At 29.2% G+C, this 19,509-nt stretch carries 6 protein-coding genes; 2 read left to right on the forward strand and 4 right to left on the reverse strand.

Annotated elements, in window-relative coordinates; genetic code table 11:
- Window positions 1-216: 216 nt before the first annotated feature.
- Window positions 217-1,608, reverse strand: a complete 1,392-nt coding sequence (locus tag RDY08_RS09515) for a coproporphyrinogen III oxidase (RefSeq protein WP_307904171.1) — start codon at window positions 1,606-1,608, stop codon at window positions 217-219.
- Between the two features lie 208 nt (window positions 1,609-1,816).
- On the opposite strand from RDY08_RS09515, the gene RDY08_RS09520 reads away from it, so the two are divergent.
- Window positions 1,817-3,160 carry an IS3 family transposase gene (locus RDY08_RS09520; RefSeq protein WP_307903683.1) on the forward strand — a complete coding sequence of 448 codons (1,344 nt, stop codon included), beginning with the start codon at window positions 1,817-1,819 and terminating at the stop codon, window positions 3,158-3,160.
- Between the two features lie 77 nt (window positions 3,161-3,237).
- Here RDY08_RS09520 and RDY08_RS09525 read toward each other — a convergent pair whose 3' ends face one another.
- Window positions 3,238-6,069: an alpha-amylase family glycosyl hydrolase gene (locus RDY08_RS09525; RefSeq protein WP_307904173.1), complete on the reverse strand. Its 2,832-nt coding sequence runs from the start codon at window positions 6,067-6,069 to the stop codon at window positions 3,238-3,240.
- A gap of 631 nt (window positions 6,070-6,700) precedes the next feature.
- Between RDY08_RS09525 and RDY08_RS09530 the strand changes: the two genes are divergently transcribed.
- Window positions 6,701-10,777 carry a fibronectin type III domain-containing protein gene (locus RDY08_RS09530; RefSeq protein ID WP_307904174.1) on the forward strand — a complete coding sequence of 1,359 codons (4,077 nt, stop codon included), beginning with the start codon at window positions 6,701-6,703 and terminating at the stop codon, window positions 10,775-10,777.
- A 58-nt stretch (window positions 10,778-10,835) separates the two neighbouring features.
- On the opposite strand, the gene RDY08_RS09535 is transcribed toward RDY08_RS09530, so the two are convergent.
- Together RDY08_RS09535 and RDY08_RS09540 are read right to left on the reverse strand one after the other, a co-directional pair.
- Entirely contained in the window at window positions 10,836-18,941 is an 8,106-nt protein-coding gene (locus tag RDY08_RS09535) for a VWA domain-containing protein (protein ID WP_307904175.1), read from the reverse strand.
- Window positions 18,938-19,441, reverse strand: a complete 504-nt coding sequence (locus tag RDY08_RS09540; RefSeq protein ID WP_307904176.1) for a hypothetical protein — start codon at window positions 19,439-19,441, stop codon at window positions 18,938-18,940. Before RDY08_RS09540 ends, RDY08_RS09535 begins: the two co-directional genes overlap by 4 nt.
- Between the last annotated feature and the right edge of the window lie 68 nt (window positions 19,442-19,509).

A 19,509-nucleotide genomic window follows, 5' to 3' on the forward strand; every position in this document is an offset into this window, starting at 1 on the left:
AATTACAGAAATAGTATTTTTAACATTCAAATCCATGATATTTAGAAGAATAGGGCTTTTACCAGCTCTATTCTTCTATAAAAACATCCCGTTTCGGATGATTTAAAGAACGTTTAAAAAATAAGTTTCTTGTATTTTGTTATAAAAACGCTTTAATCGTTGCGTATTTTATAATAAAATGATAAGGTTGTTTTTAAATCGTTCCTAAGAAAGAGCTTAGTGTAGCTCTTTCTTTATTTTTTGTACTTTATTTTTTAATCTCTCATCAAATTCTTTAATGTATATTATTGGATCTTTCGGATTTATTAATCTAGTTATATCTTCTCCATTTACAAATTTTGTTATTGCTCCTCCACCTATCCCTATTGTAGTTTGATTTTCTTCTATTACTTGGATATTAAACACAGATTCTTTCCCTTTTACTGAATAACCTATATTCTCTCCCCAATCAGCACTATTTTTTTGTCTATACATATAATAAGGAGCTAATTTTTTTTCATTTAAAACCTCTTTTAATGCTTTTTCTAATTTTTCTCCATTCAATTCTTCAATTTCATGCCCTTTTTTATATAATTTAGATGCTTTTTTTAATGCTAACATATGAATTGTTAAATTTTCCATATCATATTTTTTTATATTTTTTATTGTTTCCAAAATATCTTCTGTTGTTTCTCCTGGAAGTCCGATAATAAAATCCATATTTATTATAAGCCCTATCTTTTTAGATATTTCATACATTTTATCAAATTTTTCTCTATTAAACACTCTATTCACTTTCATTAAAGTATCCTCATTAAACGTTTGAGGATTAAGGCTAATTCTATCAACTCCATATTTTTTTAATATTTCCAGTTTTTTTTCATTTAAAACATCACTTCTTCCTGCTTCAAAAGTAAATTCCTTCAAATTAGAAATATCGAAATTTTCTCTGACTTTTTTCAAAAGAGATTCCATTTCATATTCAGATAATATAGCCGGAGTTCCTCCACCTATATATATCGATTCTATTCCCACTTCTAATTCTTTTGTTAATTCACCAATTATTTTTATTTCTTCCAATAGTTTTTCCAAAAAATCTCCATAACGCTCTCCCATTTTTCCTTTTTTTTCATACGAAGCAAATGAACAATATGTACATTTTGTGGGACAATATGGTATCCCTATATAAACAGTTATAGCTTTTCTATTTAAATATTTTAGTTCAGTCTCAACTATTTCTAATAACAGATCTATCTTATCCTCTGATACTAAATATATTTTTTCTAATAAATATTTGATTTTATCTATTGAAAACCTTTTATCCATAAATTTTCTGACTAATTTTGTTAATCTTACTCCAGTTAGTGATCCCCATTTATATTTTTTGTCATATAGTTTTAATAATCCTGATTTTGCCATAATTTTTTTCTGTTCTTCAAATCCATCTATATTGCTTTCTGAAAATTTGATTTTTTTATCTTCTTTTTTTAATTCTAATATAATTTCTTTATTTTCTTTTATTAAATTTATCTCTATATTATCGTCTTTAGCTTCTGGAATTAATATTCTAATAAACTCTTTTATACCTGCTATTTTTAATTCAAAATTTGATTTTATTATTTTTATCACCTCTCTTAATTTATTTTATTTTTATTATATCATATTTATCAAATTTTATGTATAGGTTATTGTGACATTATACACAATAAAATTTAAAATAAAAACAGACGACTTAATATACTGTACCCTATAAGATGGACATTTAAAAAAAAGTTGCATCAGATATGGTATTTTTATATAATATCTATAATGTTAATTTAATAGATTGGAGGATTTCATGAGCAACAAAATATTCACAAAAAAAGAGATTGAAATTTTATCAAAAAATAAATATGTCAAAACTATAAGTTCTAAGGCAATCACATATACATCAGAATTCAGAAGAATTTTTATTGCAGAAAGTCAAGATAAAATTTTACCTAGAGCAATATTTGAAAAATATGGATTTGACGTACAAGTATTAGGGATGAAAAGGATTCGATCAGCAGCAGCAAGATGGAGACGTGCCTATAAAGAGCAAGGAGTATTAGGGTTAGATGATAGAAGAAAAGAGAACTCTGGACGACCTTTAGAAAGAGAGCTATCTTTAGAAGAGAAATATGAAAGGCTTCAAGTAAAAAATGATTATCTTCAAGCGGAGATTGATTTGCTAAAAAAGCTAGACGTGCGAGAAAGAGAGGTGAACGGTAAATTAATTGAATTATCGCCATCAGAAAAGTTTGTTATAATCAAAGATGTAATAGAAACAAGTGGTGTAAAAAATATTATAAAATATTTATGTGAAGTTGCAGAAATTTCTAGAACAAGTTATTATAACTATTTGTCTGAAACTTCCAAAACAAATAAAAGCAATCAAGAATTAGAAGATGAAAAAGCAAGAGATTTAATCATAAAAGCATATGAATTCAAAGGTAGGCAAAAGGGAGCTAGACAGATAAAAATGACTTTAGAAAATGAATTTGCTACAATTTTTAATCTGAAAAAAATCAGAAGAATTATGAAAAAATATAGTATTGTATGTACGATTAGAAAGGCAAATCCTTATAAGAGAATAGCAAAGGCTACAAAAGAGCATACAACTATTCCAAATAAATTGAATAGGGAATTTAAACAAGAAATACCAGGGAAAATATTATTAACAGATATAACATACCTATCATATGGTAATGGTCAACGTGCGTATTTATCAACTATTAAGGATAGTTCAACAGGAGAAATACCTGCATATGTATTATCTAAAAATATTAAGTTAGAAATTGCAACAGAAACAATAAGAACTCTTATGGAAAACAAAAGCTTTAAAATTCATAAGGATGCATTAATACATTCTGATCAAGGAGTCCATTATACAAGCCCAACATTTCAAAAATTAGTTAAAAATAGTGGCTTAGATCAGTCAATGTCAAGAAGAGGTAATTGCTGGGACAATGCTCCTCAAGAATCATTTTTTGGCCACTTTAAAGATGAAGCAAATATTAAAGAATGTAATACATTTGAAGAATTAATTAATGAGATTGATGATTATATGGATTATTATAATAATTATAGATGTCAGTGGGGATTAAAAAAGATGACTCCTATAAAATATAGAAATCATCTTTTAGAAAATAAATCAGCTTAACTACTTTTTTTTAAAATGTACTTGACAAAGGGTACAGATTATAAAAGTCGCCTGTCAAATATAAAACTTTTTTTATTTTAGTGCAAAACTACCATTTCATTAGTGCTAAGATCAAATGTAGCTGAACCATTTGAAACGCTTACACTATCACTTCCTAAAATACTTTGATAAGTTCCATTAGATTTAGCTAAACCGCTAACAGATAATGTAGTATGAGCTCCTCTATTCACCGCAACTGTTACTACATCATTTCCATCAACTCTTTCAAATACAAGTACATCATCATTTACCCATTTTTCATTATACGCACCTTTTTGTACAGCACTGCTATTTGCTCTTAAATTTGATAATTTCCCAAGTTCACCATATAACGGTGTAGTTGTATCAAATGAAGGCATCATTTCTCTATTCCAAGGATCTTCTCCTGTTTTAACTTGCCCAAATACAACTTCTTGATTTCCATTAGATGTATATTGCTCCGTTCCATAATAAACAACAGGTATTCCTGGTAGCACTTCCAAAAGTTCTATCCCTAAATCTATTCTTTGTTTCATATAATTTTCATCATTCCAACCTTTTACATATTTCAAATATGTTGCTGTTCTTCTAGCATCATGATTGTCCATAAATGTTGGTTGCCAATCTGGTGAATTAAATTCATTTGCTCTTTGTTTTACATAATTACTTAAATCTTTCATTGTTGAATCATCTGCTATAGCTCCTTCTATTTTGTATTTCATTTGGAAATCCAACACTGCAGATCCAGAACTGTTTGCAAAATTTATAGAAGCTGAATTTCCTGCTCCAGCATCATACCATTCTCCAAAGAAATATACACCTTGAGTTCTATGTAATGTATTTATTGCATAATCATTCAAAGTAGTAGTAAATTCTTTTATAAAGTCTCCATCAATATGTTTTACTGCATCTAGTCTAAACGCATCAACTCCTGCATCCATCCATTTTTCTGCCGCTCCAATTAAATAATTTTTTGTTAATTGACTTTTATGACAGAAATCTGCTAATCCATACATATCTTTTACTATATAATTAGGATAAATATCCCAATCTCCTGCCGCTGCATCTATACCGCCATTATGATGATAATAATTTCCATAAGCCCATTGTTTTCCACCCATATCAAAATATCTTGTCGGTCCATCATTTGGATGATCTGTTAATTTAACTCCATCCTTATATAACGCTCCATATTCATCAGTATATGCAGGATTAGAGTGATTTAAAGCAAAATCTAAAACTAATTTCATCCCTCTTTTTTCCATTTGTTTATCTAATTCTTTAACTAAAGCCCAATCTCCTAAATGTTCATCAACTTCATAAAAATCTTTCGCCCAATATCCATGATATCCAACTTGGTCATAAGTTTCGTCTACTCCATCTGTATTATCCACTAATGGAGTTACCCAAACTGCTGTTATTCCCATATTTTTTAAATAATCAAGTTTATTTATAAGCCCTTGTATATCTCCACCAAAATATTTTCTCCAATTGCTCTTATCTGCTGAATATTGCGCTGGATTATTTCCATTATTGTTAGATGGATCTCCATCGCTAAATCTATCAGTCATTAAGAAATAAATTGTTCTTCCTCTCATATCTACAACTGGAGGTACAATTTCTGTTGCTGTTATTTCTTTTGTAGTTTCATTAAATATTATTTTATATTCTTTATCCCCTGCTGGGACAGAAGATGCATAAGTTTCGCTTTCATCATCATTCACTATGCTAAATGCTACATCAGCTCCAAAAGTAACAGTTATTTCTCCATTAGTTAAAATATCTTTTCCAAAATTGTTTGCTGCACCTTTAAAATACCAGCTAGGTCCAACTTGTTCTGCTGCTGTTATTGTTTTTGTCCCTGCATCAAATGCTACTAAATAATTAGTGTTAGCATTCAAACTGTAATCTGCTGTTGGATAATTTTCTGTCCAGTCTCCATAATGATCTATTTTAAATCTTGGTCCGCCTCCATCATCTCCAGCTCCTGTTGTTATTGATGTCTCCCATTTTCCTGTTGTACTATTATAAGTAAGTGCATCTGCTGCCCAACCATTAAAGCTTCCTCTTATAAACCATCCATCCTCTGGAGTTGTTTGCTCTGTAGCTGTTATCGCTTTTGTTGTTTCGTTAAATGTTATTTTATATTTTTTATCTCCTGCTGGGACAGAAGATGCATAAGTTTCGCTTTCATCATCATTCACTATGCTAAATGCTACATCAGCCCCAAAAGTAACAGTTATTTCTCCATTAGTTAAAATATCTTTCTCAAAATTATTTGCCGCACCTTTAAAATACCAGCTAGGTCCAACTTGTTCTGTTGCTGTTATCGCTTTTGTACCTGCATCAAATGCTACTAAATAATCACTGTTAGCATTCAAAGTATAATCTGCTGTTGGATAATTTTCTGTCCAATCTCCATAATGATCTATTTTAAATCTTGGTCCGCCTCCATCATCTCCAGCTCCCGTTGTTATTGATGTCTCCCATTTTCCTGTTGTACTATTATAAGTAAGTGCATCTGCTGCCCAACCATTAAAACTTCCTCTTATGTACCAAGCATCTACAGGATTACCTTTCGGAGTCGCTGTTATTGCTTTTGTATCATCATAAAATACAATTGTATAAGTTTTATTTGCATCTACTGTATAATCTTGAGCTGGATACGATTCCGCCCAATCTCCATAACGATCTATCTTAAATCTTGGTCCGCCACCACTATCTCCATTTGCAAAAGTTACTTCCAATTCCCATTTATGATTCCCTTGATACGTCATTTGTGTGCCTTGCCACGAGTTAGCGCTCCCCTTTAAATAAGCTTGATTCCAGTCTGCATAAATCCCCATTGTGAAAACTAAAAATGCAGTAATCAAAATTGATACTCTCTTCATCTTTCTTCCTCCTTATAATTTTGTTTTGATTTTGATTGTTATTTTCTTTTAAAGAACATTACAACCTTTTTAAGTGCTTAGCAACAATTAACTATAGCAATTTTGTTTCAAAAAAAATTATTTTTATTTTCAATGAATACTAACCTTCAGAAATCATTTTTAAACTTAATGTATATTTTTTTATACACAATGCAACTTTTTTTACCCATCTTTTCACTTACGATTATTTTTTAACCAATGATTAAATTATTAAATAATAAAAAAAAGCTTAATTTTAACGGCTATTTTTAATATAATTTAATATTTTGAACTGTTCCAGCATTTTTTGAACTATATTTGCTACTGAATGTTTAACTATTAACCGCAGAAACGTTTGGAAAATAATTTTTTTATATTTTGTTATAAAAACGCTTAAAGAATATTTAAAAAATAAGTTTTTCATATTTTGTTATAAAAACGCTTAAATCATTGCGTATTTTAGAACAAAATTAGGAAGGTTATTTTTAAATCATTCCTAAATCATTGCATATTTTAGAACAAAATAGAAATGTTGTTTTTTTAGCTATTCCGCAGTTATATTGTAGTTATATTATAGATAGAAATTTCTATCTAAAAAAAAGGAGGATGTAAAATGAAAAACATCAAAATGAAACTTCTACTTCTGTTGGCAATACTACTTTCTACACTATCTTTTGGGGAGGTTGCTGCTACTCATATCTACCATAATCATATGCCCAATTTTTGGCCATTTTATGATGTAGAAACTTATAACAGTACTAATGTTGGGGACCCTGTGAGATATATGTATGACGGGCAGGTAATAAATGCTAAAATTAATCCACCTGCAAATTGGTTCTTTTTACCAGATGGAAGTGCTACGCCTCATGATGATCTTGTTGCTTATTATACCCATCATGCAAAAACAGGTGCATATCTATCTTGGCCAATGGATACTGCTAATGGTAATCATGACAGATATCCAAAAAGTCAAACTCAAGTAACAATGTCTGGTGCTGTAATTACCAATGTAGAAAGTTTTGCAGAATTAAACAATGTCTCAGGATATGAAAATGATAACTGGGGACAATATTGGAGAGATGTCCATTACGGAACAAGAACAACAAATGGATTTCCTGCTCTTGATTTAATTCATTTTACAGGTCATCATTCTATGGGACCATTAGTTGGAAAAGATTTTTTTTTAAAAGATTTAATATATCAAAATGTAGTTTTATCAAGACCATATTTTTTAGGAGATGGATTTAAATCTTCCAAAGGATATTTTCCTACAGAATTAGGTTTTTCAGAAAGATTAATACCTACTCTTGCAAAATTAGGTGTAAGCTGGTCTGTGTTAGGAAACGTTCATTATTCACGTGCTTTAAAAGATTATCCTTATTTAAACGATCCTGGAAAAGATTGTTTAGTATCTCCGCCAAATAGAGCAGATATGAGAAATACTGATACATATGGTGGTTCATGGGTTGATAGACATATGTTTAATGAGCAGCAAACAACATATAATAAATTCCCTTTTGCTTCTATTCCGCATTATGTAAGATATATTGATCCCGAAACAGGAGCTGAATCAAAAATAGCTGGAATACCTGTTGAACAAGCTGGTTCATGGGAAGAAGGATATCAAGGAAGTGTTTCTGGAGGTTTTTTAAAACAATTTGAAGGTAATACAAATGGAAGAGAACAATATTTCGTTGTTGCTCACGATGGAGATAATTCTTCTGGAAGAGCTGGAGATGGTGGAACTTGGGCAAATTCTGGAAATGTAACTTATGCTGAAAGTGGTATTGAAGGTATCGGAGTAGACGAGTATCTATTAGCTCATCCAATTCCACAAGATGATATAGTTCACGTGCAAGATGGTTCTTGGATAGATACAAGAGATTCTTCGTCTGATCCAACTTGGTATCATTGGCATATACCTATGGGAATTTGGAAAGGTCAATTTGCAGATTTCAACAGAATAAATGGTACAAATTATTCTCCTAAAAAAAACCTAGATGGAGTTGAAGAAGGGCATACAGTTTCATTTGAATATGGTTACCATTATTTAGAAAGAAACTTTGCTTTATTACAAGCTGCTGAAAACTATGCTAAAACAGCTGAACAAATATGGTTAGACAGCCATCCAAACTACTGGCATCCTACATCTCAATTAGATTATGAAATAGTTGGAGCTAACAACACTGCAAATCAGCTTAATCCATATATGTATTCATTCCCTGTAAAAGGAGATTCTAATAACGATTACGCCGGCGGAGCTAATCCAGCTGAATTAGGTTGGTATTTCTTAACAGCATCTATTGATTCTGGTTTTGGATATTATGATGAGAATGTAGATGATGGTGTAAAACCTACTGTTTCGTTTGATCAATCTCTTTATTTTTCGAAACCATATGTAGAAGCTAACTTAGCAAATGATAAAACAGGTCCTTCTGTATGGTGGCCACAAAGATATCCATACAATCCTGGAAGTGCTAATAAAAGTAAAGCTGAAGGATGGACATTACAATATTTTGATAACAATTTTGGAATATACACATATGCGTTTGATGCAAGTGGAATACAAAATATAAAAGTGAAGATTAGAACCCATTCAGAAAAATGGGCAGACCCTAAAGACAGAACTTACCAAGTATATGACCCACAAAAATTATCTAATCAAGGTGTGCCAGAAATAAATCCTGCTAACGTTGGAAATTGGGTAGAATATCCTATGACTAAAAGAAGTTTACAAGATTCTATAAATGGAGTAGATTGGCAACCTTCAGGAAAAGAGATGATGAATATAGTCTCTGCTCAAGAGATAGGAGATATGTATTATTCATATATCGGAGATTATAGAGATCAGCTTATAGATTATTATATAGAAGCTACAGATTCAAAAGGAAACATTACAAAAAGTAATATTCAACAAGTATATGTTGGTGCTGGAAAATATAAAAATGTAGATGATAAAATTATAGAAGATGTAAATGGAACTATAGAAGGAACATATCCATTTGTTACTAATGTATCTCCTGAAAGAAAAATTGATTTATATGTAGAAAACATTGAATCAAACAGTGTAAATGTTGAATATGTAAAAGAAGATGGTAGCTGGAGCAGTATGAAACTTATGGATTCTGTCTCTGCTGATCCAAAATACAAACATACAGTTATAACTTTTAGGTCAGAAAATAGTTCTACTAAAATAAGATATACAGATAATAACGGTTCTTCTTGGAAGCCTTCTGCTAGCGGCGTTGATGTTTCAACTGGAACATACACAATCTATTCAGATAATTCTATACAAGCTGGAGCTCCTAGTGGAATATCTTTCACTACTACCATTTATTATAAAGGTGCTCTTGGAACTAATATACATTGGGCTCCAACAGATGAGGCTGGTACACCTATAGAGAGCGAATGGACTATCGCTCCAGGCGACCCTATGGAAACAAGCGATATCTATGGTTATGTTTCAAAAACTTTAAATTTAGGTATGCACAATAAAGCAATGGTATGTTTTAACCAATCTGGAAGCAATTGGGATTCTGACCATTTATTTAATTCAGGAACTTGGACTTATGAAGCTGGTGTTATCACATCAGGAAAACCTTCAGAAGTCATAAATTATCCTGCAATACCTTCTGGAGTAGCAGGAACGGCTCTTTCTATTTCAGAATTAAAAATCAATTGGGATAGTGCTCAATATGCTACTTCATATAAATTATATATGTCTAGTTCTACAAATGGTGTTTTTAATGAAATTACTGATACTACTAATTTAGAGTATACTGTGACTGGATTAAATGAAAATACAACATATTATTTTAAAGCAAAATCATTTAATAGCAATGGAGAGTCTGATTACTCTAATGTTATTTCTGCTACTACACAAAAGTTGAACTATCCAGAAATACCTTCTGGAGTAGCAGGAACGGCTCTTTCTACTTCTGAATTAAAAATCAGTTGGGATAATGCTCAATATGCTACTTCATATAAATTATATATGTCTAGCTCTACAAATGGTGTTTTTAATGAAATTACTGATACTACTAATTTAGAGTATACTGTGACTGGATTAAATGAAAATACAACATATTATTTTAAAGCAAAAGCATTTAATAGCAATGGAGAGTCTGATTATTCTAATGTTATTTCTGCTACTACACAAAAACAAGCTGTAGATGGTTGGTTCATTAGAGGTAGTTTTAATAGTTGGGGGACTGATGCTTTAACTTTTAATAGTTCTAATGGTAAATGGGAAATAACTATTACTACTGGGAATGGCGATAGTAATGGTGGTCCTAGATTCAAGATCGATCATTTTGGCGATTGGAGCGAAAATTATCCGAATGATGATTATAGTTTAGATACTAACTCTAGTTATAAAATTGAATTTGATGCTAGTAGCAAGGCTATAACAGCTACTTTGCAAGGTAATCCAGCAGACAATTGGTATATTAGAGGTAGTTTTAATGGTTGGGGAACTGACGCTTTGAGTTTTAATAGTTCTACTGGTAAATGGGAAATAACTGTTACCACTGGAAATGGCGATAGTAACGGTGGGCCTAGATTTAAGATTGATCATTTTGGTGATTGGAGTGAAAATTATCCTAATGCTGATTATGGATTGAATTCTAATAGTAGTTATATTATTGAGTTTGATGCTAGCAGTAAGGCTATAACAGCTACTTTGCAATAGAGGGTAATAAGAAAAAAGAACAGAAGAAGCCGGTTAGCATATTGCTAACCGGCTTTTTTTAGTTTCCGCCTGCTTCTTCTCTTCCTGTTATTTGAGAGCCTCCTGTTGTTTCTACATTTACGTTTATTTCTCTTTTTTCATTTTTGGATTTAGCTTTTATATCAGTTTGTATTATTTTTGATATTAAATATTTTCTTGTGTATGTTGCTTTATTCCCCAGATTATCATAAACATCTATACTAAAAGTTACTGTTTGTCCAAATAATCTAGAATTATTTGCTAATGTAAATGTTGCAAATTTTTCAGGTATAATACTATCTGCAACCGGCGTAGAACTAGGTGTTGTTGATACCTCAAGCCCACCATTTATCGAAATAGCGACACTAGTAGTAATCCCATCTGTAGTAGTTCCCTTTAATGTAATTCCTGAAATTTTATATACTCCAGCCTGTTCTGTTATTACTGATAAATCTATTGGCATTTTATAAGTATATGAATTATTTGTTGAACTACTTGGCTCAATTGTAGCTGAACCTATCAAAATTGGATTTTCTGATCCAACTATTGTATCTACTACTATTGTATCATATATATAACTAGCAGATATATTTCCTGCCTTATCTACCGCCCATACATATACATCATTTCCGTTATTTTGGTTATCTACCAATCCACTAACTTCAAACGCATTATAAGTGTTATCAAATGCACTTATCGAAGACGTTGTAGTTACAAATACGCCACCTATTGGATTAGTGCTATTAGCTTTTCCTATAAATCCTGTAGTATCAGGAGACCACGTTGCTCCATTACGTAATACTCCCATATATGCACTACTATTTGTTGTGTACGCAGGATCTGTTTCGCTCTTTATTACATCACTGGCATCACCAGGCCATCCATTTACTGCCTCTTCTGGTATAGCTTGAATAGCTCCTGATATAGTTGGTGAAGTATTATCTAAGTTAATATGCTTTGTTACAGTTGTTGAATTTCCAGCCATATCTGTCACTGTAAATGTAATTACTACAACCTGAGATGTATGCACTCCTGAATCTGTTACTTTTATATGTGTTGTATCTGTAGAATTATTGTCTCCAATTTGTATTGTACTTGGTGTTGTTGATATAGTTCCTGTATATACTGTATTCATTGTTGTATTATTTAACAATCCAAGATAATCAACTGTTTTGGTTTGTACAGCATATTCTGCCACATCTGCTGTAAGTTTAATTTCATCTCCAGCTTTTACATATTTAGGATTAATAATAGGATTAAATCCATTTTTATCTACTACTTTTATAGCTGAAAAACTTGTTATACTTGGTGGTTTTGTATCTACATATAGCTCTGCTTTTTTATTAAAATAGGATATATTTCCTGCTTTATCTATTGCTACAAAAGCATTTTCAGTTGTATTTTCTACTTTTTTACTTTGATAATATCCATCACTTGGACTATAAACCTCAGATAAATCCCCTGTATATGTATTATCATTTTTAGTTAAACTTATATTATATATTTTAAAATCATCATTCACTATATGTGCAGAATCTAATCTTGGCAAATCTGATTTACTTCCATCATAATTTCCCCAAAATACAAATCCTTCAACTCCAGATTCATCATCTGCACTAGCATTTATAGTAAATCCAGGAGTCTTTGTCCGTATTGCCTGTGCTGTAGTTGAATATACAACTCCATTTAAAGTATTAATCGTAAAATTACTTGGCGGTGTATCATCTATCACTATTGGTATTTCTACGCTTGTTTTATTTCCTGCTAAATCTTCTACTGTTACTATTAACTTTGTTTCTCCTGATACTAATTTTAAATTATTAGAACTTATAGTATCATTACCCCATGTAATTGTATAATTATTATCCGTTCCGCCTGTTTTTGAACTCCATTCTTTTGAAGTAGTCCCGAGTTTAGCCAAAGTATTATCTTGAGATAAATTTGCTTCTACAACATCTGCTGTTATTTTAATATCATTTCCTGTTTTTCCATATATTTTAACTATATTAGTTGTATTTGAAGTAAAGGTAGATTTATTTGTAGCTATAGTTGTATCTCCTGTATCTGTATTCCATAAATTATATATATTTATATTTTTTACATTTATCTGATTTATTACTGGTGGAGTTTTATCATATATTATATTCTTAATTATTTCTATCCATGCACTTTCATTAGATGCCCTATCTCTCACTTGAGCTTCTATAGAATATTCTCCTTCTGTTACTCCACTTGGTAAATCTATATACCCTCCTTCTGTTGGCTTATATGTTTTCCAATTAGTATTTATCTCATTAGCATCTTTTATAAATTTTAGTTTTATTTGTGCTATTCCACTTCCTTTGTCTGTTGCATCTAATAATATTTTTATCTTGTCAGAAGATAAAAAATATTTAATTCCTCCATTTGTTGTCGTTTTTACTTTTTTATAACTACTTCCCTTTTCTTGCCATATTGTATCTATCCCATTTATAACTGGTTCTTTAGTATCATATACATATTCAACCTCTGCATCTGGAATAGGTGTTGTATTATAAACACTATCAGTTAATACAAACTTTAATTTATGCTCTCCATCTTCATAAAAATTGCTATTATCATTACATATATTTCTTATAGCTCCAAAAGTAGTTATTTTTCCTGTAATCCCTGAATAAATATTATTCCAATCAACTCTTGTTATAGAAGAGCCATTCCCATCTTTTTTATTTTCCCAGTCAATATCTCTTTTTATATTTTTATCTAAACCAACAGCAAAATATTTTATTCCAGAACCTGTTCCTGTTTGACTTCTATCTTCTGCAACTATTCTTATTTTAACTTTGCTCGATTTAATATTAAAATATTTTCTCCATTTATCATCAGAATCACTTGTTTTATTTTCTATTTCCTTTATACTTTGTACTAAATTACTTTTCAAATCTTTATTGGATATTATTATATCATTTACCACTGGAGGTTGATTATCTAATTTTATACCTGTAACTTTTTTCTCCATTTGGTTTAAAGCTGTATCTTGAGCTACAATGCTTACTTTAAATAATTTTTTATCTACTGTTATTTTATCCATAAGAGTTTTTACAGGAACCCTTAATGTGAAATAGTACCACTTTTTCCCATCTTCTACTTTTAACTCTATATTATCTTTTATAATTTTAGAATATATATTTTCTCCTTCTGACATAGCATTAGTTTGTAAATTTATATTTACTACAAATTTATCTATTTTATTATCTAATATAGTTCCTGAAGCTTTAGTGGTATTTGCCTTAAATTTTATTAATACATTCCCTTTTCCGTCTGTTAAAAATCCTTTTTTATTTTTTGGAGTTAATATTTCCAATGTTATAGGTTGTTTTGGAGCAGTATATTGTCTATTCGAAACTGTATTTATATCATCTGGCGTTAATATTTCTTTATTATCTTTTTCATTTTTTAAATTTATTAGTTTAAAATCAACTTTTCTTACTGTCCCATCTTTATCTGAAAAAGGAGTATCATATGTAACTGACCATCTTTGTACAATTCCTATATCTTTTGTCGCAGCTACCAATGCCTTATCTACTAAAGTTTTTCCATTTATATCTTTTCGCCCATTTCCCATCTCATACATATGAAATCCATCACCTAAAGACAATTTGAATTTATAGTAATATAAATCCCCTACATCTGAAGGAGTCATTCCTCGATTTCCCAAATCGTCATGTATATAATAAAACCACCTATAATATTTTTTATATTTTCGTATATCTAATTTTGAATATTTACTAGGTATAACTCCACCATTCCAATATATTTCATTAGTTAGCCCTTTTTTATCAACATGATATATACCTGTTAAAGCTATACTATTATCCGATATCTCTTTAGATAATTTACTTACAACATTCTTTTTTTTATAATCGTTAGGTAAATCATCTAAATCTGCATTTTCATCAGTTAAAAACATTATCCATTTTTTTGATTTTATTACTCCACTATTGTCATTTAAAATATTCCCATTAGCGTCTATACTTCTACCATTTTTTTTTAATTTTTTAATAGCATAGTATATTGCCCATAGACTATTTTCTTGTCCATAGTTAAATCCTGATGTTGCGTTCAAATTCTCAAATGCATTTATCAATCCATTCCATCCATCTAAAGATCCAAACCAACCATCTTTTTTATAAACCCCTAAATAATAACGATCTTCAAATTCTTCTATTTTTTTATGCCATATTCCTGTTGTACTATCGGTATTTTGTCTAGGCCCAAAAGTTATTAAATTAAATTTAACATCAAATCCATTATCTGTTAAAGTATTTACAAATCCTTTTAACCCATCTTTTACAGAATCAATTTCCTCCTGCATAGAACCTGAATTATCTATACACAGAACTATATCTAATGGATATTTAAAAACTTTTAATGATGATATCGATAAAGCTCCTTGAGTAACTACTATAGCTTTTGTTGCTGTTGGATGTTCTTCTTGTAAGTTAATAGTTATTCCTGTGTTTGTAGATACAAATAAATTACTTAATTCAGGAGCCTTTATTGAAAATGGCATCATTGTTGAATAATTAACTTTTATCTTTGAAAATCTACTTATATCTATGTTATCTATTCTAAATAATCCATTTTTTGTCATAGGATGTTGTGCTATATCAGGAATATCAGAATGGAATTTTTCTGTATTCCCATAAGTTATAACTTTATAATTTCCATCTGAACCAGTCTTTACTGTATATACAGATATTAAATAATCCCCTAAATTTAACCCAATTAACTCTAAATTACTTCCTGGAGTAAAACTAATAATAGCTCCTCCAGCAGAAAAAGATTTTAATCCATCTTTTTCAAAAACAAAATCTACATAATTTGAAGTTTCACTATAAAAATTCTTTATCATATTATCTGCTTTATTCTGTGGATCTTGCCCTCCACCACCAATGATAGTTGGATCAACTATATTTAATGGGTTTTCTTTTTTATATACATTCCACTTATAATTAGTTATAACATTAGAGGTATTTGTAGCTTTTTCTAATCTAAATACTAGCTTTTGATTATTGTAAATTTCATCTGGATTTGGTACATCTCCTTGCCATCCAATTGTCACTTTATCACTATTTTCTGTTGGTGTTGATAACTCTAATTTATTAGTAGAACTCATAGTTGCAATTTTAGTTGTACTTAAATCATCTTCTATTTTATCCAATTCAGAATTACCTATACTACTTACTTTAGCTACCATTACAGCAGTTTGTGTTGTTAATGGTGTATTCTTCTTATATTCCCATTTAACTCCATAATTATTATCATTCAATTCAAAATTTGATATATCATCATAACTATACTCAGTTTCAAATAATGAATTAAACCCATTTTTTAAATTTATAGCTTTAATTTTCTTATAGTAATTTTTATCCATAAATTTATCAAAAATTTTATAATTACCATTAGTAATATCTTTTTTTGCTTTTGAAATCATCCACTGATCTATTTCTCTGTTTGTACTCCCAATTAAATTAGCAACATACTCTCTATTTGCATCTTTTCCTTCATAATTTATATATTTATTATTAACTTTTATATCAAATAAAACTCTTCTTTTACTCCCATCTGGAACAGAATACGGAGAATCATATCTTAAATTCCATAATTTTACAAAATTAAATAAATTTAGAGTGTTATGTAGCTCTAATTTTAAAATATTTAAATCATTTTTTATTTGATAAAATTTAAATTGTTCTCCCATTATTAATTTTAAATGAGCATAATGCTGTTCATTCTCCACTGACATATTATTAGGATATTCTCCTTCTTGATCCAAATCATCTTTTAACATTAATTTATCTTTTTTCACTCCACCAATACCAATTAATTGTATATCATTCATTCTTAACCTAACAGCTAAATCGCTTGAATTTTTCTCTCCTGTAGCGTTTGAATCTGTAATAAATATAATAACTCTATTTGATGGAATTGTCCCTGTTGGTTTATCTAAAACTTCCAAATTACTACTTAAACTTCTTGCATTTTTCTCCATATATATAATTGCTTTGTCAATAGCTTTATCCGATGGTTCTTTTGAAAGATTAGAACTACCAACATTAATTTTAGATAAATCCAAATTATCTTCCCAGTCATTGCTTGGTGTCCAAACATCATCTTTTCCTTTAGTTCCAAAAGTATATAACTTATATTTAACATCATACTCACTATTCTTTCTTAAATCCTCTTCAAAATATTCCCAAGCTTGTTTTACTTTTTCTAACTTATCTTCCATTGATTTTGAAGTATCTAAACACAATATTACATCCAAAGGTTTTTTTATATTTTTATATCTTTTGTCTTCTGCTACAAAAATATTACCAGAATTAATAATCTTTTTTTCATTTTTATCTAAATTTTCTTCTGCAATTTCATTATTATTCTTGTAATAAATATCATCTTTTGTTATCTTTATATCATTTTTTGTTTTCGTTATGAAGCCAACATTAATTGTATTAAAAGCATCTGAATTTATATTATTTATATAAAATTTATTATCTCTTATATTTCCACTTAAATTACTACTTGGCATATTAAAATAAGTTTCTGCATCAAATGTATATACTAAATATTTATCATTAGCTTTTAAAGTGTATAATTGTATCCTATATTGTCCTACAGGAAATCCTAAAAGTTCAAATTCTCCTAATTTATAACTACCTTTAATTTTATTTATTTCTATACTATTAGAAGTTCTATAATCAAAAGAAAAATCAACATAATTAATTTTATTGTCAATAAAATCTTCTAAATTTCCTCCATCGATAATTTTTTTCAAAGGATTCCCTTTCATAAATTCTACTTTATTTACATCTGTATCTATTTTACTTATTCTAAAGATAATTCTTTGTTCTTTATAAGTAGATAAATACTTTATTCTAATATTGTTATCCTCATTCCATTTAAATGAAACACTATTTATTTTTTCTACAGCTTCAAATCCTTTTATTTGTACTGGAATTTTCATATCTAAAGTTTTAGATATATCATCTTTTTTATAAAATTTTACTGTTTCTATATCCGAATTATTATCTATTTGTTTAAAAATTAATATACTACTTCTTGAATTCCCACCATTATATTCCCAAAAATTATTACTTTTGACAAATGGTTTAGCTGTTCCCCAAAAATCTATATTATAAAAATGTTGCAAATAATTATTTTCATCTATATTAACTCCGTATGGAACATTCCCTCCATAATCATTTACTCCGTCTATTTTATAATCTCCATTAACTATTTCAAAATCTGGTTTTCCTACAATAACTTGTCTTCTATCTCCTTCTGGAATATTTTTAACTGTAACATTTATATTTTTATTTATTACATTTCTTGATAATTTTATTATTGCATTTCCTGCTCCTACTCCTAATACTTTCCCTTTTGATACTGTAGCTATATTTTCATTAGATGAACTCCAGTTTAAATATTTAGCAACATTCCTTCTCAAAGTATCATCCGCATTATTGTAGCTAGCGTATATTTTTATTGTTTTATCAAAGGTTTTATAAACAGTGATATTTTGTTCAGAAATATATATTTTTTTTATATATTTATTTTCCCAAGCTGTTTCCCAATTTCCATCAACAAGTTCTACCTGATTTGTAACAGTTCCAATTAAAACTTTACCATCATTTTTTATTATTACTGTTCTAAAGTCTTGAGTATCTGTTATCTTTTTTAGATTATCATTTGGACCTGTATATTCCTCATATTTTGGAGTATTTAATGAATTATTTGGATCATCCCCTCTTATATATAATCTCGTATGAAAAGTATCACCATTTCCGCTATAATGCATAGTTCCTTTATAAAATCCATCGCCATCTACATCGGTAAGCTCTAATGCTCCTGCAGTATTTTGCTCTGTAACAGTACCTTTCAAATTTTTATCATACCCTTTCATTGGCATTCCACTTTGATTAGTTAATCCATTTACATCACTATAATCTGCATTATATGCAAATAAATATACCTTTTCTGGCAAATCATTCCCCCACAAAACACTCATATCAACTTTAACTGTAATATCTGTATCTACTGCTAACAAATTTACTGAAAAAACCGATGATAAAAATAGCAAAATCCCCAATATTATTTTTTTCATTTTTTATCTCCCCCTATTGTATTTTTATATGCTTTCATTTTATTTACATCTACTTTTAAAATTTTTAACTCTTCTGCTGTTTTTTTCATTTTATCAAATTCATCATTCATTTGATAAATCTCTATTAAAACAGGATATATTAATTTTTTTTCTTCAGGAGTTTTTATATCTTTTGATACTTCCTCTATTTTAGACATATAAGCATAAATATCCCCTTTTTCTTTTTTATTATAAATTTTCCAAAATTTCCCTACTAATGCTTTCTCTTTTATTATTCTATCTTTAGTAATCGTTATTTTTTCTAATGGTTTTACATAATTTTCTTCCGCTTCTTTTAAACTCTTTTTATAAACTTTTTTTGCTTCTTTTTCTATTTTTTTATTTTTTTCTATTGTTTTTAACATTTCTTTTTTTTCTGGACTTATCATATAATTACTATAATAAAAATAACTTCCTATCACTATTATAATAACACTTGTAGTATATACTAACTTTTTCACTGTCTATCATCCCCCTATATTTTCTTCACACTTTACATTATAGCTTATGTACGCTTTTTTTTCAATAT

This window comes from Haliovirga abyssi (assembly GCF_030295325.1).
GTDB classification, from domain to species: domain Bacteria; phylum Fusobacteriota; class Fusobacteriia; order Fusobacteriales; family Haliovirgaceae; genus Haliovirga; species Haliovirga abyssi.